Genomic DNA, 24,144 nt, shown 5'->3' on the forward strand with positions numbered 1-24,144 from the left:
CCACCAAAGCTGAAAGGCGCCACCAATGCTTCGCTCCCTTTACTCCGGTATCTCCGGACTCCGCTCGCACCAGACCATGCTCGACGTCACCGGCAACAACATCGCCAACGTCAACACCACGGGCTACAAGGCCACCGCCGTCCAGTTCCAGGACACCCTGTCCCAGCTGACCCAGGGCGCCACCGCGCCCGGCGCCAACAACGGCGGCGGCAACCCGGCACAGGTGGGCCTCGGCGTCCTGGTTTCCGGCATCACCACCAACTTCACGCAGGGTTCGGCGCAGGCCACCGGCCGGGCCGAGGACCTGATGATCAACGGCGAGGGTTACTTCATCACCCGCCAGGGCACCACCTCCACCTATACCCGCGCCGGTGCGTTCAACGTGGACGGCGAGGGCCGCCTGGTCTCGACGGACGGCGGCATTGTCCAGGGCTGGACTGCCAACGCGGACGGCACCCTGAACACCGGCGGTGCAGTGGGCAACATTGTCCTGCCCGACGGCGCCATCGTCCCGGCCGCGGCCACCAGCGAAGCCACCATGACCGGCAACCTGCCCTCGGAGACCCCGGTCGGCGGCACGGTTGTACGCGACATGGACGTCTACGATGCCAACGGCAACCCCTCAACGGTTCCCCTGACGTTCACGCGTACCGCGGGCGGCTGGAGCGTTAGCGGGAAGGACGCGACAGCCGTGGACCTGACCTTTGCCGACGGCGCCCAGGCCGACGCCAACGCCGACACCATCACCGTTGGCGGCGTGGCCGTGAACCTCACCGGGCTCTCCAGCTACGCCGGTGTCAGCACGGCCTCGGTCACCAGCAACGGCCGCAGTGCGGGCACGCTGGAGTCCTTCTCCATCGGCAAGGACGGCACGGTGATCGGTTCCTTCACCAACGGTGCAAAGCAGGCCCTTGCCCGCATCGCCGTGGCCACCTTCACCAATTCGGCCGGCCTGGAGAAGACCGGCAACTCGAGCTTCACCGCTACGGTGAACTCCGGCAACCCCGTCATCGCCGGTCCCGGCGAGGCCGGTGCAGGCGGCATCGGCAGCGGCATGCTGGAAATGTCCAATGTGGACCTGTCCCAGGAGTTCACCAACCTGATCGTCGCCCAGCGCGGCTTCCAGGCCAACGCCCGAATCATCACCACCTCGGATGAAGTGCTGCAGGAACTTACCAACCTGAAGCGCTAGCCTTCGCTGAACCGAACGGCCCCGCCTGCGGCAGCTGCCGGCGGGGCCGTTTTGCCGTCCTGCACCCCTGGGATGCAACGTCCGGTACCGGACCTTCCTAACGACGGGGCCGTAACGGCCGAAAGTAGGGGTGAGGGCCTATCGGAGTCCTGTGGAACCAGCCAGGACGGGGCAATGATTGTTCTAACGCGTCTCAACGATGCTCAGTTCGCGATCAACCCTGACCTGATCGAGCGGATCCACTCCAACCCGGACACCACCCTGGTGATGGTCGACGGCGCGAAATACATCGTGACGGAGAGCCTGCAGGAAGTTATCGACCGCATTGCGGCCTACCGGGCGCAGGTGATTTCCATGGCACGCGACATCCCTCCCCGCGTTCCCGGGCGTCCCCTTGGGCTCGTGCCCGACGCTTTTCCGGCAGCCCCGGAGAAAGCTCCCCCCAGCAATGCAGTGCCCCTTCGCCCTAGGAACGACTAATGGATCCAGCAACAATTATCGGCTTAGTCCTCGCCTTCGGGTCGCTTTATGCCATGATCACCCTCGAAGGTGCCCATGTGTCCGCGCTCCTGCTGCCGGCGCCGATGATCCTCGTATTCGGCGCCACCATTGCCGTGGGCCTTGCGGGAGGAACCTTCAAGGACTTCGTCCTGTCCTTCAAGTCCCTGCCCCGGGCCTTCATGGGCAAGACCCCCCGGCCGCAGGAGACCATTGACCGAGTGGTCCTGCTGGCGGAAAAGGCCCGCAGCGAAGGCCTCCTGTCCCTTGAGCAGGACGCCGCGGAGGTCGAAGATCCCTTCCTGCGCACGGCCCTGCAGAACATCGCCGACGGCACCGACGGCGAGGAGCTGCGCATGCTGCTCGAAGACGAAATCGCCACCAAGACCGCCACCGACAAGATTGCGGTGAAGTTCTTCAACAGCCTGGGCGGTTATGGTCCCACCATCGGCATCATCGGCACCGTTGTTTCGCTGACCCACGTCCTGGAGAACCTCTCCACGCCGGACCACCTGGGGCCCATGATCGCCACTGCCTTTGTGGCCACACTCTGGGGGCTGCTTTCGGCCAACTTCATCTGGCTGCCCATCAGCACCCGGTTGAAACGGCTGGCGGAGCTCGAAGCGGATGAAATGAACCTCCTGATGGAAGGTGTCCTGGCCCTGCAGGCCGGCAGCCAGCCGCGCCTGCTCGGGGAACGGCTGCGCGCGATGGTCCCGGCCCACGTGTTGGGCGGCAAGGCGGACAAGGCAGACAAGTCCGATGCCGCGGACAAGGTCCAGGACGCAGCGTGAGCGCCAAGGGCCGGCGTCCGAAACAGCACGAGGAGGACGATCACCCGGACGAACGCTGGATGGCCTCCTACATGGACATGGTCACCGTGCTGATGTGCATGTTCATTGTCCTGTTCGCCATGTCCACTGTGGACGCGAAGAAGTTCGAACAGCTCAAGGAGTCCCTGGCCACCGGTTTCGGCGCCGAGGAGAGCAACACGGTGGACACCGCCGTCGGCATCATCGTGCCGCCGGACAAGGTGGACAGCGAAGAGACCGTTGAACCCGACGCCGCCCTGGCCGCCAAGGAAGTCGACGATCTCACGGCGCTCCAGGACGCAATTTACGCGGGACTGCAGGAAAAGGGCATGGAAGACGCCGTGCGCTTCGAAATGGATGAGCGGGGCCTGACCATCCGGCTGGTCAGCTCGGAAATGTTCTTCGCCCCGGACCTGGCCGACCTCACCGACGAGGCCGTCCAGGTGCTGGACACCGTAGGTCCCGCACTCGCGCCGACCACCTACCAGGTTTCGGTGGAAGGCCACACAGCCCAGGTCCGCCAGTACGCCGACGACGCGTTGGACTGGGAACTGTCCTCGTCCCGTTCGGTGAACGTGCTGCGCTACCTCGTCTCCGGCGGGGGAGTGAAGCAGGACCATATGAAGGCAGTGGGTTACGGCGAGTCCCGCCCGCTGACCCCCGGCAGGGACGCCGCTGAACTCGCCCAGAACCGGCGGGTGGACATCGTGGTCCTGTCCGGACAAAGCGAAGACGTCCGCTCCCTCATCCCCCAAATCGTGGCCGAGCGTGAAACCGCTGCAGGCACCTAGCGGCTTTTCTTACGCAGCCGTTCCAAGTGCCGATAGTGCGGGGTGTGATGGTCCAAGATTCACCTTCCTTAAGCATGCCCGCGAAAGCAAAGCCCGTAGAGGTCTATGACTTCAGCAGGCCCACTACGCTGGCCCGTGAGCATGCGCGTGTCCTGGAAATGGCCTTTGATACCTTCGCCCGCCAGTGGGGCACGCAGCTGACCGCCAAGGTGCGGGTGCTGTCGCAGGTCACCTCGGAAGACGTCCAGGTGCTGAGCTACGACGAGTACGCCGCCGCGCTGCCGGACAACACCGGCATGGTGCTTTTCAACATCTCCACGACCTCCGCCAAGGCCGTCATCCAGTTCCCCATGGCCGCAGCACTGTCCTGGGTGGGACACATGCTCGGCGGCACCGGTTTCCAGACCGCGCCGGAGCGCAAGTTCACGCATATCGAGCAGGCACTGCTGGGCAAGATCATGGACGACGCCGTGGAGGACCTGCACTACTCCCTCGGCCACCTGCTCTCGGCCCCGCTGACGCTGTCCTCGGTCCAGTACAACTCGCAGTTCGCCCAGGCGGCGGCCTCCGGCGACCCGATGATCGTGGCCACTTTCGAGATGGTGGTCGGTGAAACCACCGCTCCCGCCACCGTGGCCATCCCGGCCGCGGCCCTGCTGCCGCAGCTGGACCCGCTGGGCGCCCAGTCCAGCAACGCCACGCCGGCCGAACTTGTCCAGCTGCAGCTTGCACACGTGCCCGTGAAGGTGTGCCTGCAGCTGGAACCCATCACGGTGAAGCCCGCCATGGTCTTGAACCTTGCCGTAGGGGACGTCCTGAATCTGGGCCACCCCCGCCACCGCCCGCTGAACGTCACCGTTGACGGACAGACGCTGGCCCAGGCAGCAGTAGGAGCCAGCGGGTCACGCCTTGCCGGCAGCATCGTCAGTATCGAGGAGAAGTAACCTATGTCCAGCCCCCACAGCCTGCACGCCGACGCCGTTTCCGCCCTGGTGCGCGGCCTGCCCACCCCCCTTGTCCTGGAACCGATCCCGCACAACGGGGCAGGAGTACCGGCGTCGCACACCGCGACGGCGGTCACCGCTTCCTTCGTGGGCACCGAATCGGCGGACCTGGCCCTGGTCCTGGACAGTTCCTCGCCGCTGGCCGATGTCGCCGGCACCGACTCCGCGCTCGTTTCGGCCGCGGACGTACTGCGTCCCTCGCTCGAAGCAGCGAGTGCCACCCTGGGCGTCGGCGTGCTCGGCGAAGCCCGCACCGAGGATGCCGCCGCACTCTTTGCCGATCCGGACAGCGTCGTCTTCGAACTGCGCTCCCCTGAGGGCACCGCCGGGTGGTTCGCCATCCGCCTGCGGGACACCCCCGGCACCCCCGGCGGCCACAACGACCCCTCGATCGTCGGCAAGATGGGCCGCATCAACAACATCGAGATGGCGCTGACCGTGGAAATCGGGCACACCCGCATGTCCGTCCGCGACGTCCTGAACCTCGAACCCGGCCGGGTGGTGGAGCTGGACCGGTCCGCCGGTGCCCCCGCGGACATCCTGCTGAACGGCCGGCTCATCGCCAACGGCGAAGTTGTGGTTATTGACCAGGATTACGCCGTGCGGATCACCAAAATCCTGGACGTGGTCGAGGGGCTCAATTAGTGGAAACCCTGTTTCTGGGACTCCGTGTCCTGGTTTCACTGGGCGCCGTGCTCGGACTCCTGTGGTTCCTGCAGCGCCGCTTTAGCCGCACCCTCGGTTCTGCCGGTGCGAACCAGCCCGCCGTGCGCGTGGTCAGCCGCCAGCCGCTGAGCCCCAAGGCCTCCCTGGTAGTGGTGGAAACCGACGGACAGCGACTCCTGCTCGGGGTGGCTGAAGGTTCGGTAAACCTGCTGCACACCACAGAGGTTCCCCCGGAATCCGAACAGGTGCCCGCAACCGGATTTGCCGCGTCGCTGGAAGCCGCCCAACAGTCCTCCGGGTCCTCTCCGGAGGGCGGCCATGCCGCCGACCCCTACTCCGTCCTGCCCCCGCGCCGCGCCGCGCGAGGGGCACATGCCCTTCCCTCCGCACACCCGGTGCCCGCCAAATCGGCGCTGGCCGGATCCATCCTGGCCCCCGAAACCTGGCGCCAGGCCGGCGCGGCCCTGGGCCGGGGACGTAAACGGTGAGCGCCGCCGTCGACGTGCGCAGGGCACGGCACGCGCTTACCCTGGCCGCTGCCCTGTTCTTCGCCGTGGCCGCCCTGCTCCTGCTCGGGGCCGCAGCAGGGCACGCCACCACTTTCGATCCCGCCGCGCCCGTTGCGCCTACCGACCCCAGCGCTCCCACGGAGCCGGACGACGGCGGCGGGCTGAGCATCGATATCAACGGCCAGGACGGCGGGCCCTCCACGGCCGTGACCACACTCATCGGCATCACCCTGCTTTCGGTGGCGCCGTCATTGCTGCTGATGCTCAGCTCCTTCACGAAGATCTTCGTGGTGCTGGCCATGACCCGCAACGCCCTGTCGCTGCCTTCAATCCCGCCCAACCAGGTCCTGGCCGGGCTGGCACTGTTCCTCTCGCTTTTCATCATGGCGCCCGTCATCAGCGAAATTAACACGATCGCCGTGCAGCCCTACCTCAACGGCGAGCTCAACTTCGATGCCGCCCTCGACACCGGGTCCGGGCCGCTGCAGCAGTTCATGCTCGCCCACACCCGGGAAGAGGACATCGCACTGATGACCCGCGCGGCCGGGCAGGAGAACCCCGAAAGCCCCGAGTCCGTTCCGCTGACCACCCTGATCCCGGCGTTCATGATCTCGGAGCTGCGGGCGGCGTTCATCATCGGGTTCGTGATCTTCGTGCCGTTCCTCGTCATCGACCTGGTGGTGTCCGCAGCACTGATGTCCATGGGCATGATGATGCTCCCGCCGGTGATGATCTCGCTGCCGTTCAAGATCCTGCTGTTCATCCTCGTTGACGGCTGGGGACTGATCATTACGTCCTTGGTCAACAGTTACCAGGGCGGCACCTAGTGGATACAAACGCGGTCCTGGACATCGCCATGCAGGGACTCTGGGTTGCGGCCAAGCTGTCGGCCCCGGTGCTGATCACCGCGCTCGTCGTCGGGTTCGGCATCTCGCTGCTGCAGTCCATCACCCAGATCCAGGAAGTCACGCTTTCGTTCGTGCCCAAGGCCCTTGCCGTGGCCCTCGCCCTGCTCGTGTGCGGACACTGGATGATTTCGGAAATCGTGTCCTTCACCCACGAGATGTTCCAGAGGATCCCGTCCCTGCTCGGCGGCGGCTAGATGAACATCACCCTTGACCAGGACTGGATCGAGGCGTTCCTGCTGGCCTCGGTACGGATGGTGGCCTTCCTGGTCATCGCACCCCCGTTCTCCTACAACGCGTTCCCGGCGCGGATCAAAGCCATGCTCGGGCTCGGCCTGGGGCTGGCCATCGCCCCGCAGGTAAGCGAGGGGTACAACGCCCTGAGCACCGGGGCGTTCTTCATGGCCATCGTGATGGAGCTGCTGGTGGGGTTTGTGCTGGGGTTCCTCGTGATGGTGGTTTTCTCCGCCGTGCAGTCCGCCGGCAACCTGATCGATACCTTCGGCGGTTTCCAGCTGGCGCAGGCCTTCGATCCGCAGTCCATGGTCAACGGCGCCCAGTTCACACGCATCTTCCAGATCACCGCCCTGGCGCTGCTCTTCGCCTCGGACGGCTACCAGCTGATCATCGGCGGGCTGCTGCGCAGTTTCACCGCGCTGCCGCTGACCGGGGGACTGGACCTGTCCTCGCCGGTGTCCGCCCTGACGGCCGCGGTATCGCAGATGTTCCTGGCGTCGGTGCAGATTGCCGGACCGCTGCTGGTGGTCCTGTTCCTGGCCGACGCAGGCCTGGGCCTACTCACCCGCGTGGCCCCGGCCCTGAACGCCTTCGCCCTCGGCTTCCCCCTGAAGATCCTGCTGACGTTGTCCCTGGCCTCAGTTGTCTTCCTGGCACTGCCCCGCATCGTCTCCGGGCTGGTCTCCACTATCGAGCGCGCGCTGACGGGGGTGGGATAGATGCCGGAACAGCCCTCAGGGGAGCGGACCGAGCAGGCCACCGACAAACGGATGAAAGAGGTCCGTTCCAAGGGCCAGCTTTCCCGGTCCGAGGACCTCACCGCATGGGTCGGCGTCGGCACGGCCGCCCTGATGATGCCATTGACCATCTCCCGGGGCACCGAAGCGGCCGGCGAGATCCTGGCCGGCGTCGCCACCACCATCGCGAACCCCGATCCCGAGTTCGCCCTGATCCAGATGAACGAGGGCCTGGGCACCCTGGCCTTTATCCTCGGCCCGCTGCTGGGCGTAGTTGCCGCTGCGGTCCTGCTCACCGCCGCCGTCCAGGGCGGTATCCACGTGAAGAAGTTCAAGGGCAAGTTCGAGCAGTTCAACCTGTTCGCTGGCGTCAAACGCGTCTTCGGCACCCAGGCCCTGTGGAACGGCGTGAAATCCCTGCTCAAGACCGCCGTGGTGGGACTGGTCCTGTACGCGGTGATCCAGCAACTGATGCCGGTGCTGATGTCGGCCGGAGGCCTGCCGATCTCCGCCGTCCTGGAAGCTGCGGGAGGCGGTACCGCGTTACTGCTGCAGGCAGCCGTCGCCGCGGGCCTGATCCTCGCTGCGGCGGACATCTTCGTGGTTATGAAGCGCAACCGCAAACGAACCCGCATGACCAAGAAGGAAGTCAAAGACGAAAACAAGAACAGCGACGGCGATCCGTTGATCAAGTCGCAGCGCCGGTCCAGACAGCTGGCCATGAGCCGGAACCGGATGATCGCCGCCGTGGCGGATGCCGACGTCGTGCTCGTGAATCCCACCCACGTGGCCGTCGCCCTGAAATACGAGCCGGGCAAGTCCGCGCCGCGGGTCGTAGCGAAGGGTGCGGACAACATTGCCACCCGGATCCGTGAAGAGGCCGAAAAGCAGGGCGTCCCCATGGTCTCCGACATTCCGCTGGCCCGAGCCCTGCACAGCGCCTGCGAACTGAACGCCGAAATTCCCGTGGAACTGTACAACGCCGTGGCCCGGGTCCTCGCCTTCGTTATGGCCCTGAAGCGGCGCGGCGCCGCCCGGGGCATGCACACCATGGCAGCCGCACCGCCCGAACCCGGAACCACCCCACAACACCGTAAGGCCGCGTCGTGAACCGCAACCGCAACCTCCTGAAACTCGCCGTCCCCGTCGGGGTCATCGGCATCATCCTGCTGCTGGTGGTACCCATCCCCGCCGAACTGCTGGACGTGCTGATCATCATCAACATCCTGCTGGCACTGGTGATCCTGCTGACCACCATGTTCGTACGGAAGCCGCTGGACTTCTCAGTGTTCCCGTCCCTGCTCCTTGTCGCCACCCTGTTCCGGCTGGGCCTGAACGTGGCCTCCACCCGACTGGTGCTGGGGGAGGGGTACGCCGGGCAGGTGATCGAAGCGTTCGGGCACGTTGCCGTGGGCGGTTCGCTGATCATCGGCGCCGTGATCTTCCTGATCCTGGTGGTCATCCAGTTCGTGGTGGTCACCAAGGGTGCCGAACGCGTGGCCGAAGTGGGAGCCCGCTTCACCCTGGACGCCATGCCGGGCAAGCAGATGGCCATTGACGCAGACCTCAACGCCGGCCTGATCACCGACACCCAGGCCCGGGAACGCCGGGCGGAGGTTTCCGCGGAAGCGGACTTCTACGGTGCGATGGACGGCGCGTCGAAGTTCGTCAAGGGCGACGCTATCGCCGGGTTGATCATCATCATCATCAACCTCATCGGCGGCATCGCGATCGGAATGATCCAGCGCAGCATGTCGGCCGGCGAAGCGGTGAGCACCTACAGCCTCCTGACCATCGGCGACGGACTGGTCACCCAGATCCCTGCCCTGCTGATGGCCGTTTCCACCGGCATGATCGTCACCCGGTCCAATGCCGAGGCGGACATGGGAACCACGGCCGGCGCGCAGCTGGGCCAGTCCCGGAACGCCCTGATGATTGCCGGCGCCGCGGCCATCGTGATGGCCCTGATTCCGGGCATGCCGAAGCTCTATTTCATCGCCATCGGTGCCCTGCTGATTTTCATTTCCTGGAAAATCAAGGGAAAGGAAACCACCGATCAGGCCGAGAAGGATTCCGCGCAGGCGGCGCTGGACGCGCCCGCCACCTCCGAGACCACGGAGGACCTGATTGAACAGATGCGTGTCCATGCGCTGGAAATCATGCTGGCACCGGATCTGGTGGACATTGTCACCGGCGGGTCCGACGATCTCCTGGCACGGGTTCGGGCACTGCGCCGCAAGATCGCCATGGAGCTGGGCATTGTGGTGCCTCCGGTCCGCACGCGCGACAGTGTCGACCTGCCAATGTCCACCTACGTCATCCGGATCGCAGGCGTGGAAGCCGGCCGCGGGGACGCCCCTGCGGGCAAGATCCTGGCCCTGGGGGACTATCTGGAGGGTTTGCCGGGCACTGCCACCGTGGAACCCGTGTTCGGCTTGGCCGGGAAGTGGGTTCCGGCGGAAATGCAGCACGCGGCAGAGATGTCCGGGGCAACCGTGATCGACCGCGTGTCGGTGCTGGTCACGCACCTTTCCGCGGTCATCACCGCCAACGCTGCCCGGCTGCTCACCCGCGAAGACGTCCGGGTGCTGACCGAGGGGGTCAAGCTGGTCAACCCGTCAGCCGTCGAGGAACTGATCCCCAATGTGATGTCCCTTGCCGAAGTGCAGCGGGTGCTCCAGGGTCTGCTGGCCGAGCAGATCCCCATCAACGACCTGCCGAGGATCTACGAGTCCCTGCTGCTGCGGGCCAAGGTTTCCGCGGACCCGGAGGGGCTCATCGAGACGGCACGGACGGCACTGGGGCCGGCGCTGGCCGCGCAGTACATCGCCGACGGAGTCCTGCGGGTGATCATGATCGATCCGGCGCTGGAGCAGTCCATGCTCGAAGCGCTGCGCCCCTCGGAGCAGGGCAGCCAGATCCTGCTGGACCCTGCCCGGGTTGATGCCGTGCTGGCGTCGCTGAAAGCTGCCGTGGCGGGCGCCGAGAACGCCGGGTTCAATGCGGTGCTGGTCTGTGCCCCGGCCCTGCGCCCGGCCATCCGGCGGCTGGTCTCGGCACAGACCGGCGGCCTGCCGGTACTGTCCTACCAGGAAGCCACAGCGGGTAATGTCGGTATCGAGACTGTAGGGGTGGTGCGTGGAAGTGAGACGATTTCAGCTTGAGGGGGCGTCGCTTGACGCGCTAAAAGCCCAGGTGCTGGCCGAACACGGCCCGCGGGCCCGGATAATTGCGGCGGAAAAGGTCACCGTGGGCGGGATCGGCGGATTCCTGTCCCGCCAGCATTACGAGGTGACGGTGGAGCTGCCGCCCAGCGGCCGGCGTCGGGCACCGGTGGAACCGGACCTGCCCAGCCGAACCGACTCCGGGCGGGCGGGCATATCCGCACTGCTGGAAGAGGCAGAGCGGGCCGAATCCACGCTGCACCCGGCGGCCGCGGTCATCCCGGTTGTACCGATGGATCCGCCCCCGCAGCCCGCTCCGTCCGTATCCACGGGGTCCCATGCGTTCGCCGAACTTATGGATACCCTCGCGGCAAGCACGGGCACCCCCGTGCAGAGCCAGGCCGCGGCCGCGTTCACTCCCGGGCTGGAGGCCATGCAGCCGCCCAACGCCGTGAACCACGTTCCGCTCAGCCAGGCGGGTTCCGGCCGGATCAACCAAGGCACGGAGCCGGTCCAGCGCAATGCCGTGCCGATGGCGCCTGCTCCGCTCGCCGGAGCCGGTGACCTGGTGATGGTGGTCGGCCTGGGCGACGACGCGCTGGAGGTGTGCCGCTCCATGGCCGACTTCTCCGGCACGGGTGCAGCAGCCGTCCGCGTGGCCGGCGTGCTGGAGACCGACGGCGTCGGCCGGGCCGCGGACCGGCGTGCGGTGGCAACCGCACGTGCCGCCGGCGTTATGGCCGGACACAGCATCTTCCTGGCCTACGGGCTGGGGCGGTCAGGTACCGAAATGGCCCGGCATTCCACGTTGATCTCCGCATTGGCCGCCGATCAAATCTGGGTGGTGGTCGACGCCGGCCGGAAACCGGAAGACACCGCAGCCTGGGTCGGGGCGGTGCGGTCCGCAGCAGTGGTGGACGCCGCCGCCGTCGAAGGCATTGACACCACCGGCACGCCGCAGTCCGTGAACGCGCTTGGCCTGCCCATCGGGTGGCTCGACGGCGGACCCTCGCCGACGCCGGTGCTCTGAGCCCCGGGTAACCCGCCGGGCTGAAGCGATCCTCAGCTTCGGCGGGAACGGCCCCGGCTTGGGGTAGAGTGGGCGGATGCTGGTGCTAACACGCAAGTCCGGGGAGCAGATCCTGATCGGGGATGACATTGTCATTACCGTTTTGGATTCACGCGGTGACGGCCTACGCATCGGCATCGATGCCCCCCGCGGGGTCAAGATCCAGCGCCACGAGGTGCTGCGCGCCGTGGAAGAGGCCAATGTGGCCGCCAGCGCCGCCGCCCTGCCGGATGCGGAAGACCGCATCAAGGCGTTGCTGGCCGGCCGGATGCTGCCCCCGGAAAGCGACAAACCCGCTTCCTGACCGGGTGGCCTTAGCCTGTTACGCCTCGGTTGCTCGGTTGCCCGGTTGCCCCTTGTCCGCTGAGCCGGACTGTTCCAGGCCCTCTTCTGCCGGGTGTTCCCGGTACACCGGACAGCAGAAACCCCCGCCGTTTCTTGGGGAAAACGACGAGGGTTCCCGGTCTGTTGCCCGGGGACGGCCGGGCGTATCAAGGGACCGGCGGCTAGGTGCTGCGCTGTGCGCGTTTGGCACCCAACCCCAGGAACCGGCTGCCGGCTTTGGAGCTCCGGGCAGACGTTGCGGTGTCCCGCCGCGCGTTCGGGGCGGGGACGTGCTGGGAAAGCCCGAAATACTCGGGAAGGACGCGGCGTTCGTGGGTGCTGCACCGGACGCCCGGGTAACGGAAGCCGTTGATGATCCACCGGCCCCGGTCCTCCACCCAGTTCGGGATCATGCGGCGGTTGCACTCGGCACAGAGCGGGGAAATGAAGTTCTCGCGCTGAACAAGCGTGTAGCGGCGGGTAGTGAGCCCCGTCGATGCTCCGTCCATGGTTATCCCCCTCGTCCCGCCGGCGTCCTGCCGTTGCGGTTTCATGTCCCGAGGATAGGGCGCAGGCCGACAGGAAACCCTAAAGCCATCCGCAAGGAAACCGGAATTTCTGCGCAGCGTTTCCACAACTTGATCCGCTTCGCTGCTGTTGAAGACCTCCAGCGGGACCGCCGCGTCGTTGCCGTGGACAGGAAAGCAGAAAGCCCCCGGCACAAGATGCCGGGGGCTTTCTGGGTGGTACTGAGCCTCCTGCCAGAATCGAACTGGCGACCTTCTCATTACGAGTGAGACGCTCTACCAACTGAGCTAAGGAGGCGGGCTTCAGCTGTCCGTTGCCGGGCAGAATCCACAAGGAACTACTTTATACGTCCCGGCGGTGCGGGTCAAAATGGCCGCGCATGACCGAGCCGTTCGGTGGCCGGCGGCAAGGTCCCGCAGGGTCCGCCCCGGCCCCCGGGATCAGCAGACCACGTTGTCCTGCGGCACCGTTCCGTCCACGAAGTAGTCGTCCACCGTGTCTTCGATGCACTGGCTGCCGCGTCCGTACGCCGTATGTCCTTCGCCCTCCCACGTGACCAGTACCGCGGATTCGAGCTGTGCAGCGAGCGCCTGGGACCATTCATAGGGGGTGGCGGGATCCCCGGTGGTTCCAATCACCAGGAGGTCCGCCGCACCGGCAGCCTCAATGGGGTGCGGTTCATTCACCGGTCCGTGCGGCCACGCCTCGCAGGTGACCCCGCCGTAGGCCAGGTACTTGCCGATGGTGGGGGACGCCGCTTTAAGTTCCAGGGCGTCGGCGGCCATCTGCGCATCATCGGCGGTCATGGGATAGTCCAGGCAGTTGACCGCGTTGAATGCCACGGTGCTGTTGGACCGGTACGTGCCGTCTTCCGCACGGTCGGCACTGATGTCGGCCAGGCGGAGCATGTAGGTCGGGTCGCCGTCCAGGGCAGTCTCCAGGGCCTGCGAAAGCACCGGCCAGTTGCCGTCGTCGTACAGCGGGAGAATGAAGCCGCTGACAAAGGTGGAGATGGTGACAACCCGCCCGTCGGCTGCCGTCATCGGACTCGCCTCGACGGAGGCCAGCAGCTCCCGGATTGTTGCGATGCCTTCGTCGGCACTGCCTTCAAGCGGGCAGTTGCTGCCGGTCACGCAGTCCTCGACGTAGGCGCGGATGGCCTTTTCGAACGCCGCGGCCTGGCCGAGGGTGATTTCCTCGTTGGTGGAGGCGGGGTCCAGGGCGCCGTCGAGCACCAGCCGCCCCGTCTTGTCTGGGAACAGTTCGGCATAGGTGGCGCCGAGGTAGGTGCCGTAGGAGAAGCCGAGGTAGTTCAGCTTCTCGTCCCCGGCTATGGCCCGGAGGATGTCCATGTCGCGGGCAGCGCTGGCCGTGTCGACAAACCCAAGCAGCTCGCCGGTCTCTTCTGCACACGCATCGGCGAATTCCTTCGCGCTCAACCGCGAGGCGGTGAGCCCTTCGGGTGTGCTCGCGTCGATGTACTCGGCGCGGGCCTCATCCATTTCCTTGTCGCTCAGGCACTTCACCGGGGTGGAGCGGCCGACGCCGCGCGGGTCGAATCCGAGGATGTTGAAGTTCTCCCGCAGCCGGTCGCTGGTGACGTTTTCCAGCGACTGGAGTACCACGTCGTAACCGGATCCGCCCGGACCGCCCGGGTTGATGAGGATGGTGCCCTTGGCCTCCCCGTCGGCATCGGCCAGGATGGCTGACAATTCCACCGTCCCGGCGTCCGGGTCTGCGTAATTCATCGGGACCGTAATGGTGGCGCAGCGGAACTTCTCTTCGCACTCGGACCAGGTGACGTCCTGGCTGTAGAACTCCTGCAGGTCCTCGGGCACGTCGCCAATCACGTCTGCCGGGGCGGTGGTGGAGGAGTCCCCGCCGCCGCTGCCTTCTGCGCCCGGTTCGGAGTCCGTGGTGCAGGCGGTGGAGGCCGCCAGCAGCACCACCGAGGCGGCGGCGGCGGCCAGCCGGGGGAAACGGCGGCGGGCAGTGGCGGTGGTCATTCTTACTCCTGGAGCGGCTAGGTGCGCGGACCAGCCGGGCTGGCGGAAGGCGGTGGATAACTGGACATTACAGCAGGCTCAGGGCCATCGCTTCGATGGCCAGCAACGGTGCCACATTCGTGGTCACCAGGCGGCGGCGCACGGTGTTGATCTCCTCCATGCGCATCAGGGTCTGTTCCGGAGAGCCGTACGCGGCAAACTCGTCCAGCTCCCGGCGGAGTCCCTCGTTCACGAGGGGGCCGGCACTGCCCAGCTGGATCATCAGCACGTCGCGGTAAAAGGAGAGCAGGTCAGTCAGCGCCCGGTCGAAATAGTCGTTCTTGGACCGCTTGGCACGGCGCACCTGGTCTTCTTCGAGCCGTTTCACCTGGCTGCGCAGCGACGGCGGCAGGGTTCCGGTGGCGGGTGCGCCCAGGGAGGCGAGCAGTGCTTCCTTCTCGGCGGCGTCCCGCTGTTCAAAGGAACTGGTGGCTTCCGCTTCGGCCAGGGCCACGAGGTCCGCCGCGGCCTTCATGGCTCCGGAGACATTGCGCAGCGACAGGGGCAGCCGCACGATGCTCTCGCGGCGCTGCCGTGCGCCTTCGTCGGTGGCCAGGCGCTTGGCGACGCCGATGTGGCTCTGCGCGGCCCTCGCAGCATTGAGGGCCACGTCCGGGTCGATGCTGTCCCGCCGGATCAACAGTTCCGCTACATCCTCAACCGGCGGCAGCCGCAGCCCCACCGGACGGCACCTGGACCGGATAGTGACGAGGACATCGCCGGGGCTCGGGGCGCAGAGCAGCCAGATGGTCCGCGGCGGCGGCTCTTCAATGGCTTTGAGCAGCACGTTGGTGCTGCGCTCCTGCATCCGGTCGGCGTCCTCCACGATGATGACGCGCCAGCGGCCGGTGGACGGCTTGTCCTGGGCCTTCCGGACCAGTTCGCGGGCTTCATCGATGCTGATGGTGACCTTCTCCGTGGTGACGGAGGCGACGTCGGCGTGCGAGCCGGCCAGCACGGTCCGGCAGGCCTTGCACTCCCCGCAGCCCCGAAGCGCCGGGTCCTGCTGTTCGCAGACCAGTGCGGCAGCAAAAGCACGGGCGGCATTGGAACGGCCGGAACCGGGCGGACCGGTGAACAGCCAGGCATGGTTGGGACGGGCGTCCGCGGCACCGCGGCGCAACTGGGCCACTACCGGATCCTGCCCCTGCAGGTCATCCCACACGCTCACGGCAGCAGCTTTTCCACGCGCCGCAGGATGGTTTCGGCCAGTTCATCCACCGGACGGCCGGCGTCGAGCACCAGGTATCTGCCGGGAGCTGCCTGTGCGGCCTCAAGGAACGCCAGGCGGATCTGCAGGTGGAAGGCATCCGGTTCGGACTCGAGCCGGTCCTCGGCGGCGTCGCCGGCGGTGCGGCGGTCCCGGCCGCGTTCAGGATCGACGTCGAGCAGGACGGTGAGGTCCGGCTCCAAGCCTCCGGTGGCCCAGTCATTCAGTGTTCGGACAGCGTCCGTGCCGAGCTGCCGGCCGGCACCCTGGTACGCAATGGAACTGTCGACATAGCGGTCGCAGACCACCACGGTTCCGGCGGCGAGGGCCGGCTCGATGACCTGTTGGACGTGTGCGGCACGGGAGGCGGCGAAGATCAGCGCCTCGGTACGTGCGTCGATGTCGCCGTTGCCGTGTTCGAGCACCAGCGCGCGCAGCTGCTCGCCTACGGGGGTGCCGCCTGGTTCACGGGTGCGCAGGACCGTACGGCCGGTCTCCTGCAGTGCGGCGGCCAGCCGCTGCGCCTGGGTGGATTTCCCGGCACCGTCTCCGCCCTCCATGGCAATGAACAGGCCGCGGGTTTCGGGGAGATTAGAATTGCTCACCCGCCTAGCCTACCTAGTCCGGCTGGGAGCCCGTGCGGCGGGCGAACGGTCACGGACACCGTCCGCCGGCAGCGGCCGGCCGGTCCGTCCGGCGGTCTAGGCTGTTCCTTATGAGCCACATTCCGCCGCATGGGCACGCCGTTTCCCCCGATACCCTCGTTGTCTCCGCGGGCCGCCCTCCCCGTGAGCACGATGCCCCGGTGAATCCGCCCATCGTGCTGTCCTCCACCTACTTCGGCTCGGGTACGCCCGTTCCGGGGGAGCGCGGCTACGGCCGGTACTCCAACCCCACCTGGGATCCCTTCGAGCAGGCGCTCGCCGAGCTCGAAGGCGCTGACCTTCCCGCATTGGTCTTCGGCTCCGGGCTGGCGTCCGTGATGGCTGCCCTGTCCCTGGTTCCCGCCGGCGGTGTGGTGGTGATGCCGCGGCACAGCTACCAGGGATCATTGCTGCTGGCAGCGGAGGAGGCAGCGAACGGCCGGTTTTCCGTGCGCACAGTGGATATTGCCGAAACACAGGACGTCATAACGCAGCTCGACGGCGCTTCGCTGCTCTGGGTGGAGAGCCCCACTAATCCCATGCTGGAGGTTGCCGACATCGCGGCCCTGGCCGAGGCAGCGCACGCTGCCGGTGCGCTGGTGGTAGCGGACAACACGTTCTCCACGCCGCTGGTGACGCGGCCCCTGGAACTGGGCGCCGACGTCGTCGTCCACTCGGTGACGAAATACCTGGCCGGACACTCCGACGTCGTCCTGGGGGCGGCCGTGACATCCGACCCCGATCTGCGGGACCGCCTGCTCCGGTACCGCTCGCTGCACGGAGCAGTGGCCGGTCCGTTCGAAGTGTGGCTGGCGCTGCGCGGCCTACGCACACTGGCTCTGCGGATGGAGCGCTCGCAGGCCACCGCCATGGAACTTGCCCGTCGGCTGCAGGCACTTCCGCAGGTGGAAAACGTGCGTTATCCGGGCCTGCCCGGGGACCCGGGGCACCGCCGTGCCGCCGCGCAGATGTCGGGCTTTGGATCCGTCCTGTGCATCGAAGTTGCCGGCGGAGCCGCTGCGGCGGAGAAGGTCGCCGAAGCCGTGGAACTGTGGCTGCCGGCCACCTCGCTCGGCGGCGTGGAGTCGCTGATCGAACGGCGGCGCCGCCAGCCCGGGGAGCCGCACACCGTTCCGGAGGGGCTGCTGCGGCTTTCCGTCGGCATCGAGAATGTTGACGACCTCTGGAGGGACCTAGAGCGGGCACTTACACGGTAGGCTAGCGCTGTGGCCCTAATGATCATGATTCAGTACTACCTCTACCTGGTGCTCGGCATAGTGGCGCTGGGCATTGAGCTCTGGGCGCTGCTGGACTGTGCGCGGCGCAAGCCCGCCGACTTTGAGCGTGCCTACAAGCGGACCAAGGGATTCTGGCTGGGCCTCACGGGCGGAGCAGCCGCCGTCGGCGTGCTGTCTGCACTGGTGCCGTCACTGAGCCTGATCCTGTTCCAGCTGGCAGCCGTGATTGCGGCCTGCGTGTACCTCGCGGATGTGAAGCCTGCCATCGGCAGCTCGCGCGGCCGCGGCAACAGCAACCAAGGCCCCTACGGCCCCTGGTAGCCACCGATAAACCGCTGACTTTCAGTCCGCCCCGGACCGACCCTGGCAGGGTGGTCCGGGGCGGACCTCGTTAACCGGCGGTCGGCGTTAACCGGCCGTTCCGCGCAGCCGTTCCGGTGGCGAGGTGGCGGGGTTGCGGTTACGAGGGCCGGACGGCGTCCCAGGCCACGGTGATTTCGCCCAGCCGCCACCGGGACGGCCCGGTCAGCAGGGGCACCCCGCCTGCCTTTAGCGCGCTGCACATCGCCAGCCAGCGATGCCGGTTGCCGTAGGAGGCCATCGGTGCGGCTTCCTCCCACGCCCGGTCCATGGCCTGGAGGAAAGCATGCACCCGCTCCCCGGGAACATTGCGGTGGATCAGCGCTTTGGGCAGGCGTTCGGCAACATCGGACGGGCGCTCGAACGCGCCGAACCGCAGCGAAATGCTCAGCGAAACCGGGCCGGAGGCGTCCAGTTCCACCCACGTGGCACGCCGACCGATTTCGTCGCAGGTGCCGTCCACGAAAATCCCTCCCGGTGCCAGCCGCGAGCAGACCATGTCCCAGTGCTGGGCGTAGTCCTCCTCCGCGTACTGGCGCAGCACGTTAAAGGCGCGGACCATCACCGGGCGGCGTCCGTCCACAGGCAGTTCGAAGCCGCCCTGGCGGAAGCTCAGGCCCTTTCGTTCCAGCGGTTTGGCTGCCAGGACGCGGGCCGGGTCGATTTCAATCCCCATGACTTCCACATCCGCCCGCACCCGCCCGAGGCGGCCATGGAGTTCGACGGCGGTGGTAGGCGCGGCGCCGTAACCCAGATCCACGATCAACGGATCAGCGGCCTGCCGCAGACGCCACCGTGCCGGTCCGGCCAGCCAGCGGTCCACCCGTCGGAGCCGGTTGGGATTTGTAGTGCCCCTGGTCACAGTTCCTACGGGTTTTAGCGGTTTTTGCACCACACAATGCTAGCGGGCGCAAGGGGATGCCCCTGACCGAGGGGAGCCCCGAACCAGCGGGTGCCGGGGCGCGATGGACGCCGGGGGTGCGGCTGAGCCGCAGCTTGTGGACGGAGGATCCCACCCAGTGGTGCGGCTGCGGCCAAAGGGGTCCCAGGAGAAACAGCAGCACCATCCGGTGGGATCCCGTGCATCCCGCCCGGAGGGTCCCCGCCTGATACCCCCGCCATCTGCTCAGTAGATTTCCGGCCCCGCGTTCGGGCCCCGCTCATCTGCCCGGCTAAAGGGCCGCCGCCCTCCCTGCCCGGTACGCACTCCGATACCATGCTTATATGACCTACAAACTGATCCTTCTGCGCCACGGGCAGAGTGAATGGAATGAAAAGAACCTCTTCACGGGCTGGGTGGACGTGGATCTGACGGACCTCGGACGTGAGGAAGCCCTCCGCGGCGGGCAGCTGCTGGTTGAGAACAACGTTCTCCCGGACATCCTCTACACCTCCCGGCTCCAGCGGGCCATCAACACGGCGAACCTGGCCCTGGGCGCGGCTGACCGCATCTGGATCGACGTCAAGCGCAGCTGGCGCCTGAACGAGCGGCACTACGGCGCACTGCAGGGCAAGGACAAGGCACAGACCCTGGCCGAGTACGGCGAGGAACAGTTCATGCTCTGGCGCCGTTCCTACGACACCCCGCCGCCGCCCCTGCCGGATGACAGTGATTTCTCCCAGGCCCACGATCCCCGTTACGCGGACCTGGCCCCCGATGAACTGCCGCGCACCGAGTGCCTCAAAGACGTCCTGGAACGGTTCCTGCCGTACTGGGAGTCGGACATCTCCAAGGACATCCGTACCGGCAAGACGGTGATGATTGCCGCGCACGGCAACTCCCTGCGTGCGCTGGTCAAGCATCTGGACGGGATCAGCGACGCCGATATCGCCGCCGTGAACATCCCCACCGGCATCCCGCTGGTGTACGAACTCGATGAGGACCTGAAGCCGGTCAAGGCCGGCGGAACCTACCTCGATCCTGAGGCCGCCGCCGCTTCCATCAAGGCCGTGGCGAACCAGGGCAAGAAGAAGTAGCACCTGCGGACGGCGGCATTAATCCCGGCCATGAGAAAGGGCGGTCCCCACGCGGGGACCGCCCTTTTATGCTTTAAGCCGGTGGTGAGTCCCGGCCGCTACACGCCTGACTCGGACAGGGGATGCCATTCACCGGTAACGAGGTAGTTGACCTTGCGGGTGACGGAAACCCCGTGGTCCGCAAAGCGCTCGAAGTAGCGGCTGGCGAGGGTCAGGTCCACGGTGCTGACGGCGGGAACGTTCCAGTCCGGGGAGGCAATGGACTTGAAAACCCCGGCGTGCAGTTCGTTGATCCGGCTGTTGGCCTCGTAGATGTCCTTGCTCATCTCCAGGTTGCGCGTCTCCAGCAGTTCGGTCAGCTGTTCGGAAATGCGGATGTCCAGCTGCGCCATCTCGCTGAAGGTCTGCACCATGTTGTCCGGCACCACGTTGGCCGGGTACCGCAGGCGCGCCAGCTGCGCTATGTGCCGGGCCAGGTCCCCCATGCGTTCCAGCGAGGCGCTCATGCGCAGTGATCCGACGATCATGCGCAGGTCACTGGCAACCGGCCCCTGCAGGGCGAGAACGTCGATGGCACGCTCATCCAGGTCATTCTGCAGGAAGTCGATCCGCGCGTCTGCAGCGATGACGTCCTGCGCGAGTTCGATATCGGCGCCTTCAAAGGCGAGCGTCGCTTTGCGCATCGCCTCCGTTACCAGCTGGGATATCTGGGTCAGTTCTTCACCGATTTGATGAAGCTCGGCCTGGAAAACCTTGCGCACTGAAGGGTCCTCTCAAAAGCGGGTGGATCGTATGGGATCTGCGGAACGGGTGCGGCCCGGCGCTTCCTGCGCCTACTGCCGCTCCTGCAGGATGTCAGCCGGGGGTGAACCACACTGGCCCCTTAGATGAACGTTAGTTTAACGAATGGTCCAAAGCCACCGGCTTTCCTTCCCGGCCGCGAAGACCGGCCTAAGCTATGAGAGTGAATCCTGTACTGCTGGCCTTGCTGGCCGGCCTCCTCGGCCTGGCTGTTGGTGCTTTCGGTGTTCTCGCGTACGGGGCCAGCCAGCGCCAGCGGCGGGAGTTGGCCGAGATCTCCGAGCCGACCGTCCCCGAGGGCGCTGCGGAAGTGCTCGGCGTCATCGGGCGCGCCTACATTGTTGCCGATGCCATTGACGGCGTTGTCCGGGCCAGTCCCGGCGCCTACGCGTTCGGTCTGGTGCGCCGGCACACGATCGTCAATGACCGGCTGCTGGACCTGTGCGCCAGGGTACGCCGCGACGGCGTCATCGAGGAGGCCAGGCTGGAGCTTCCCCGGGGTCCGCTCGGTGAGGGGTCCCTCATTCTGCAGGTCCGGGTGGCGACGGTGGGGGAGGAATATGTGCTGATCCTGGCCGACGACCGGACGGAGATCACCCGCACCGAGGAAGTCCGCCACGACTTCGTTGCGAATGTTTCCCACGAACTCAAGACGCCGGTGGGCGCCATCTCGCTGCTCTCCGAAGCGCTGGACGACGCCGCCGGCGACGAAGAAGCGGTCCGCCGGTTCGCCAAACGGATGCACCGGGAATCCGCCCGCCTCACCGCCCTGGTCCAGGACATCATCGAACTGTCCCGGCTGCAGAGCACTGACATCGTGGACCGCGCCAAACCGGTGGACGTGAACCGGATTCTCGAGGACGCCGTCGAAGCCAACCGGCTGAACGCCGAGAGTAAGAACATCGAGGTACTCGTGGGTGGCAGGTCGGATGCGGCGGTTTACGGTGACGCCCCCATGTTGACCACAGCTTTCCGGAACCTGATCGACAATGCCATCCGCTATTCGCCCGAGGGCAGCAGGGTGGGGATCGGACTGCAGTCCCGCAACGGGATGGCCCACGTGGCTGTAACGGACCAGGGTCCCGGCATCGCTCCCGAAGAACAGGAACGGGTGTTTGAACGGTTCTACCGGATCGATTCCGCCCGTTCGAGGCACACGGGCGGAACCGGTCTGGGCCTGAGTATCGTCAAACACGTGGTGGCCAACCACGGCGGCGAGGTGGACCTGTGGTCCCGCCCGGGGCACGGATCCACCTTCACCGTGCGGCTGCCCGAGATGGACGCCGCAGATATCCGCGAATCGAAACAGGGAGCTACCGCTTGACCCGGATTCTGATTGTCGAAGACGAGGAATCCTTCAGCGATCCCCTCTCCTATCTGCTGGCCCGGGAGGGATTCGACGTTGGCGTCGTGGACAACGGCACCGACGCCGTCGCCGCCTTTGAACACTCCGGCGCGGACCTGATCCTGCTGGACCTGATGCTCCCCGGGCTCTCCGGCACGGAGGTCTGCCGCCGGATCCGCCAGCGTTCGGATGTCCCGGTCATTATGCTGACCGCACGGGATGCGGAAATCGACAAGGTGGTCGGCCTCGAGATCGGCGCTGATGACTACGTCACCAAGCCGTATTCCTCGCGCGAGCTGCTGGCCCGGGTGCGCGCGGTGCTCCGGCGCCGCGGGGAAGGAGCGGGAGCGGACTTTGCCGGTGCTGCGCTGGAAGCAGGGCCGGTGCGCATGGACATTGACCGGCACGTGGTGCAGGTCAACGGAACCAGCGTGCCCTTCCCGCTGAAGGAGTTCGAGCTGCTGGAGCTGCTCCTGCGGAACTCCGGCCGGGTCCTGACCCGCGGGCAACTGATCGAACGGGTCTGGGGAGCAGATTATGTGGGTGACACCAAGACCCTCGATGTCCATGTCAAACGGCTGCGCGCAAAGATCGAGGCGGATTCCTCCGCGCCCCGGCACCTGGTGACCGTACGCGGGCTGGGCTATAAGTTCGAGGCCTGATCCGGGGCAGGGTGCGAAAAAGGGCCGGCGCCGCAGCGCCGGCCCTTTCGGGTTCTACGGAGATATCCGGTCCTGCTAGTGGCCCTCGCCGGAGGTCCCGGACTCGGTGGTTTCAACCGGTCGCGGCGTGTACTCGGACCCTGTCGGCAGGTACGGGCGGTAATCCGGCTGGTCACCGTTGACCACGGGAATGTTCAGGTCCTTGGTTTCTTCGTTGAGGGCCAGTTCGGCGCTGATGCCGGTGCCGGGCTCCTGCCGGACGGTGGCGACAGTGACGTTTTCCTCGTCCTCGTCCTCGAAGACGACCTTGCCGCCGGCCGGCAGCGTCCAGGACAGGGGCGTGCCGCCGATGTCGAGGGAGAACCGCTGTGCCTGGTCGGAGTCGTTGAGCACGGTGCCGATGAGCCGGCCGGGTTCCCCGGAGCCGTTGCTGACCACGAGGATGTTGCGCAGCTGCAGGTCGGCAACGTTCTCCGCGATGCCGTCCGAAGGCGAGTACTGAATGGTGGTTGCCTGCTCGTTCACAGCGCTGCAGCCTGCCGTTCCCAGCATGGCAAGCGCGATGACACCGGCCGCAGCGGTGCGCCGGACCCGGTTCTTGGGTGTGAATCTCACAGCACAAACTCCTGAAGTATTGCGGTCTAGCGACCTGAGGCTATCTTTGCTGCCTAGCCTATCGGCAAATCAGCGAAAAACAGGATTCTTGGGCGGGCGCGGAGGGTGGTTCCTGAGCAGTGGAGATGCCCGAGAAGTACCCGTGAAAGGCGGAATACTACCTACACCGGAGCCCATCCAGTACCTGACCTGCGAAAACTCTACTCGGCGTGTCGCATCTCTGATAAACTGAGCCCCGGGAAAGGGGAAAGACCACATGGTTTTTGAGGTTGGCGAAACAGTAGTTTATCCTCACCACGGTGCCGCGAAGATCGAAGAGATCAAGATGCGAACCATCAAGGGCGAAGAGAAAATGTATCTCAAGCTTAAGGTGGCCCAGGGTGATCTGACCATAGAAGTACCGGCTGAGAACGTCGACCTCGTTGGGGTGCGCGATGTAGTGGGCAAGGAAGGCCTGGAGCACGTCTTTGACGTCCTGCGCGCCGAGCTCACTGAAGAGCCCACTAACTGGTCGCGCCGATACAAGGCAAACCTGGAAAAGCTTGCGTCAGGCGATGTCGTCAAGGTAGCGGAAGTTGTCCGCGATCTCTGGCGCCGCGACCATGACCGCGGGCTGTCCGCCGGCGAGAAGCGAATGCTCGCGAAGGCACGCCAGATCCTGATTTCGGAACTGGCGCTTGCTGAAAAGACGGATGAAGACCAGGCAGCGGCCGTGCTCGACGAAGTCCTCGCGAGCTAGGCAGCCAAGCCAGTTTCACTGATTGCCGGTCCTTCGGGGCCGGCAATCAGTGTTTAAGCGCCAGCCCGCTGG

The 24,144-nt window shown here is 66.2% G+C and carries 27 protein-coding genes and 1 tRNA gene; 20 read left to right on the forward strand and 8 right to left on the reverse strand.

Features of this window, described 5'->3' with window-relative positions; all coding sequences use genetic code 11:
- Positions 1-25 precede the first annotated feature (25 nt).
- From NNX34_RS15770 to NNX34_RS15835, 14 genes are all read left to right on the forward strand, one after another.
- Entirely contained in the window at positions 26-1,192 is a 1,167-nt protein-coding gene (locus NNX34_RS15770; protein ID WP_255767481.1) for a flagellar hook protein FlgE, read from the forward strand.
- A gap of 174 nt (positions 1,193-1,366) precedes the next feature.
- Positions 1,367-1,672, forward strand: coding sequence for a flagellar FlbD family protein (locus NNX34_RS15775; RefSeq protein ID WP_227923849.1), 306 nt, complete (start codon positions 1,367-1,369; stop codon positions 1,670-1,672).
- A complete protein-coding gene (locus tag NNX34_RS15780) occupies positions 1,672-2,484 on the forward strand; it encodes a motility protein A (protein WP_255767482.1) in 813 nt (270 codons plus the stop codon). The genes NNX34_RS15775 and NNX34_RS15780 overlap by 1 nt, the downstream gene beginning before the upstream one ends.
- Entirely contained in the window at positions 2,481-3,293 is an 813-nt protein-coding gene (locus NNX34_RS15785) for a flagellar motor protein MotB (RefSeq protein ID WP_255767483.1), read from the forward strand. Before NNX34_RS15780 ends, NNX34_RS15785 begins: the two co-directional genes overlap by 4 nt.
- 74 nt (positions 3,294-3,367) lie before the next feature.
- Positions 3,368-4,237: a flagellar motor switch protein FliM gene (locus NNX34_RS15790; protein ID WP_255767484.1), complete on the forward strand. Its 870-nt coding sequence runs from the start codon at positions 3,368-3,370 to the stop codon at positions 4,235-4,237.
- Positions 4,238-4,240: 3 nt separating this feature from the next.
- Positions 4,241-4,942 carry a flagellar motor switch protein FliN gene (fliN, locus tag NNX34_RS15795; RefSeq protein ID WP_255767485.1) on the forward strand — a complete coding sequence of 234 codons (702 nt, stop codon included), beginning with the start codon at positions 4,241-4,243 and terminating at the stop codon, positions 4,940-4,942.
- Positions 4,942-5,451: a flagellar biosynthetic protein FliO gene (fliO, locus tag NNX34_RS15800; RefSeq protein ID WP_255767486.1), complete on the forward strand. Its 510-nt coding sequence runs from the start codon at positions 4,942-4,944 to the stop codon at positions 5,449-5,451. The genes fliN and fliO overlap by 1 nt, the downstream gene beginning before the upstream one ends.
- A complete protein-coding gene (fliP, locus tag NNX34_RS15805; protein ID WP_370647092.1) occupies positions 5,448-6,299 on the forward strand; it encodes a flagellar type III secretion system pore protein FliP in 852 nt (283 codons plus the stop codon). Before fliO ends, fliP begins: the two co-directional genes overlap by 4 nt.
- Positions 6,299-6,574 (forward strand): flagellar biosynthesis protein FliQ, encoded by a 276-nt coding sequence (gene fliQ, locus NNX34_RS15810; protein ID WP_255767487.1) that lies wholly within the window; start codon positions 6,299-6,301, stop codon positions 6,572-6,574. Before fliP ends, fliQ begins: the two co-directional genes overlap by 1 nt.
- Positions 6,575-7,333, forward strand: coding sequence for a flagellar biosynthetic protein FliR (locus NNX34_RS15815; RefSeq protein ID WP_255767488.1), 759 nt, complete (start codon positions 6,575-6,577; stop codon positions 7,331-7,333).
- Complete coding sequence (locus tag NNX34_RS15820) at positions 7,334-8,461, forward strand: flagellar biosynthesis protein FlhB (protein WP_255767489.1); 1,128 nt, start codon at positions 7,334-7,336, stop codon at positions 8,459-8,461. It abuts the gene before it with no gap.
- Positions 8,458-10,515 carry a flagellar biosynthesis protein FlhA gene (locus NNX34_RS15825; RefSeq protein ID WP_255767490.1) on the forward strand — a complete coding sequence of 686 codons (2,058 nt, stop codon included), beginning with the start codon at positions 8,458-8,460 and terminating at the stop codon, positions 10,513-10,515. The genes NNX34_RS15820 and NNX34_RS15825 overlap by 4 nt, the downstream gene beginning before the upstream one ends.
- The gene (locus tag NNX34_RS15830) at positions 10,496-11,545 is read left to right on the forward strand and encodes a hypothetical protein (protein ID WP_255767491.1); all 1,050 of its coding nucleotides are present in this window, start codon (positions 10,496-10,498) and stop codon (positions 11,543-11,545) included. Before NNX34_RS15825 ends, NNX34_RS15830 begins: the two co-directional genes overlap by 20 nt.
- Positions 11,546-11,621: 76 nt before the next feature.
- Positions 11,622-11,888 (forward strand): carbon storage regulator, encoded by a 267-nt coding sequence (locus NNX34_RS15835; protein WP_255767492.1) that lies wholly within the window; start codon positions 11,622-11,624, stop codon positions 11,886-11,888.
- A gap of 202 nt (positions 11,889-12,090) precedes the next feature.
- Here NNX34_RS15835 and NNX34_RS15840 read toward each other — a convergent pair whose 3' ends face one another.
- From NNX34_RS15840 to tmk, 5 genes are all read right to left on the reverse strand, one after another.
- Complete coding sequence (locus NNX34_RS15840; protein WP_255767493.1) at positions 12,091-12,462, reverse strand: hypothetical protein; 372 nt, start codon at positions 12,460-12,462, stop codon at positions 12,091-12,093.
- A gap of 198 nt (positions 12,463-12,660) precedes the next feature.
- A tRNA-Thr gene (locus NNX34_RS15845) sits at positions 12,661-12,733 on the reverse strand.
- A gap of 143 nt (positions 12,734-12,876) precedes the next feature.
- Complete coding sequence (locus tag NNX34_RS15850) at positions 12,877-14,442, reverse strand: alpha/beta hydrolase (protein WP_255767494.1); 1,566 nt, start codon at positions 14,440-14,442, stop codon at positions 12,877-12,879.
- Between the two features lie 67 nt (positions 14,443-14,509).
- The gene (locus NNX34_RS15855) at positions 14,510-15,652 is read right to left on the reverse strand and encodes a DNA polymerase III subunit delta' (protein WP_255767495.1); all 1,143 of its coding nucleotides are present in this window, start codon (positions 15,650-15,652) and stop codon (positions 14,510-14,512) included.
- On the reverse strand, positions 15,649-16,296 hold the full coding sequence (gene tmk, locus NNX34_RS15860) for a dTMP kinase (RefSeq protein WP_255767496.1): 648 nt from the start codon (positions 16,294-16,296) through the stop codon (positions 15,649-15,651). Before tmk ends, NNX34_RS15855 begins: the two co-directional genes overlap by 4 nt.
- 110 nt (positions 16,297-16,406) lie before the next feature.
- On the opposite strand from tmk, the gene NNX34_RS15865 reads away from it, so the two are divergent.
- Both NNX34_RS15865 and NNX34_RS15870 read left to right on the forward strand, forming a co-directional pair.
- On the forward strand, positions 16,407-17,552 hold the full coding sequence (locus NNX34_RS15865; RefSeq protein WP_255767497.1) for a PLP-dependent aspartate aminotransferase family protein: 1,146 nt from the start codon (positions 16,407-16,409) through the stop codon (positions 17,550-17,552).
- Positions 17,553-17,570: 18 nt separating this feature from the next.
- Entirely contained in the window at positions 17,571-17,894 is a 324-nt protein-coding gene (locus NNX34_RS15870) for a DUF2516 family protein (RefSeq protein WP_255767514.1), read from the forward strand.
- A gap of 139 nt (positions 17,895-18,033) precedes the next feature.
- Here NNX34_RS15870 and NNX34_RS15875 read toward each other — a convergent pair whose 3' ends face one another.
- The gene (locus NNX34_RS15875) at positions 18,034-18,795 is read right to left on the reverse strand and encodes a class I SAM-dependent methyltransferase (protein ID WP_227923795.1); all 762 of its coding nucleotides are present in this window, start codon (positions 18,793-18,795) and stop codon (positions 18,034-18,036) included.
- A gap of 362 nt (positions 18,796-19,157) precedes the next feature.
- Between NNX34_RS15875 and NNX34_RS15880 the strand changes: the two genes are divergently transcribed.
- Entirely contained in the window at positions 19,158-19,910 is a 753-nt protein-coding gene (locus NNX34_RS15880) for a phosphoglyceromutase (RefSeq protein WP_255767498.1), read from the forward strand.
- A 98-nt stretch (positions 19,911-20,008) separates the two neighbouring features.
- Here NNX34_RS15880 and phoU read toward each other — a convergent pair whose 3' ends face one another.
- Entirely contained in the window at positions 20,009-20,671 is a 663-nt protein-coding gene (phoU, locus tag NNX34_RS15885; protein ID WP_255767499.1) for a phosphate signaling complex protein PhoU, read from the reverse strand.
- A 203-nt stretch (positions 20,672-20,874) separates the two neighbouring features.
- Here phoU and NNX34_RS15890 point away from each other — a divergent pair, with 203 nt between their 5' ends.
- Both NNX34_RS15890 and NNX34_RS15895 read left to right on the forward strand, forming a co-directional pair.
- A complete protein-coding gene (locus tag NNX34_RS15890) occupies positions 20,875-22,035 on the forward strand; it encodes an ATP-binding protein (RefSeq protein WP_255767500.1) in 1,161 nt (386 codons plus the stop codon).
- The gene (locus NNX34_RS15895) at positions 22,032-22,718 is read left to right on the forward strand and encodes a response regulator transcription factor (protein WP_255767501.1); all 687 of its coding nucleotides are present in this window, start codon (positions 22,032-22,034) and stop codon (positions 22,716-22,718) included. The genes NNX34_RS15890 and NNX34_RS15895 overlap by 4 nt, the downstream gene beginning before the upstream one ends.
- 75 nt (positions 22,719-22,793) lie before the next feature.
- On the opposite strand, the gene NNX34_RS15900 is transcribed toward NNX34_RS15895, so the two are convergent.
- Positions 22,794-23,333: a hypothetical protein gene (locus NNX34_RS15900; protein ID WP_255767502.1), complete on the reverse strand. Its 540-nt coding sequence runs from the start codon at positions 23,331-23,333 to the stop codon at positions 22,794-22,796.
- Between the two features lie 256 nt (positions 23,334-23,589).
- On the opposite strand from NNX34_RS15900, the gene NNX34_RS15905 reads away from it, so the two are divergent.
- Positions 23,590-24,072, forward strand: a complete 483-nt coding sequence (locus tag NNX34_RS15905; RefSeq protein WP_066300159.1) for a CarD family transcriptional regulator — start codon at positions 23,590-23,592, stop codon at positions 24,070-24,072.
- Positions 24,073-24,144 lie beyond the last annotated feature (72 nt).

The organism is Arthrobacter sp. zg-Y1116 (assembly GCF_024385485.1).
Classification (GTDB): Bacteria; Actinomycetota; Actinomycetes; order Actinomycetales; family Micrococcaceae; genus Arthrobacter_B.

What these genes read in the sequence shown, in the direction of transcription:
- NNX34_RS15905 (WP_066300159.1), top strand. Translation starts at nt 23,590, where the DNA reads ATGGTTTTTGAGGTTGGCGAAACAGTAGTTTATCCTCACCACGGTGCC.
- NNX34_RS15835 (WP_255767492.1), top strand. Translation starts at nt 11,622, where the DNA reads ATGCTGGTGCTAACACGCAAGTCCGGGGAGCAGATCCTGATCGGGGAT.
- NNX34_RS15815 (WP_255767488.1), top strand. Translation starts at nt 6,575, where the DNA reads ATGAACATCACCCTTGACCAGGACTGGATCGAGGCGTTCCTGCTGGCC.
- fliN (WP_255767485.1), top strand. Translation starts at nt 4,241, where the DNA reads ATGTCCAGCCCCCACAGCCTGCACGCCGACGCCGTTTCCGCCCTGGTG.
- NNX34_RS15790 (WP_255767484.1), top strand. Translation starts at nt 3,368, where the DNA reads ATGCCCGCGAAAGCAAAGCCCGTAGAGGTCTATGACTTCAGCAGGCCC.
- NNX34_RS15775 (WP_227923849.1), top strand. Translation starts at nt 1,367, where the DNA reads ATGATTGTTCTAACGCGTCTCAACGATGCTCAGTTCGCGATCAACCCT.
- NNX34_RS15840 (WP_255767493.1), bottom strand. Translation starts at nt 12,462, where the DNA reads ATGAAACCGCAACGGCAGGACGCCGGCGGGACGAGGGGGATAACCATG.
- NNX34_RS15820 (WP_255767489.1), top strand. Translation starts at nt 7,334, where the DNA reads ATGCCGGAACAGCCCTCAGGGGAGCGGACCGAGCAGGCCACCGACAAA.
- NNX34_RS15850 (WP_255767494.1), bottom strand. Translation starts at nt 14,442, where the DNA reads ATGACCACCGCCACTGCCCGCCGCCGTTTCCCCCGGCTGGCCGCCGCC.
- NNX34_RS15880 (WP_255767498.1), top strand. Translation starts at nt 19,158, where the DNA reads ATGACCTACAAACTGATCCTTCTGCGCCACGGGCAGAGTGAATGGAAT.
- NNX34_RS15870 (WP_255767514.1), top strand. Translation starts at nt 17,571, where the DNA reads ATGATCATGATTCAGTACTACCTCTACCTGGTGCTCGGCATAGTGGCG.
- NNX34_RS15770 (WP_255767481.1), top strand. Translation starts at nt 26, where the DNA reads ATGCTTCGCTCCCTTTACTCCGGTATCTCCGGACTCCGCTCGCACCAG.
- NNX34_RS15780 (WP_255767482.1), top strand. Translation starts at nt 1,672, where the DNA reads ATGGATCCAGCAACAATTATCGGCTTAGTCCTCGCCTTCGGGTCGCTT.
- NNX34_RS15865 (WP_255767497.1), top strand. Translation starts at nt 16,407, where the DNA reads ATGAGCCACATTCCGCCGCATGGGCACGCCGTTTCCCCCGATACCCTC.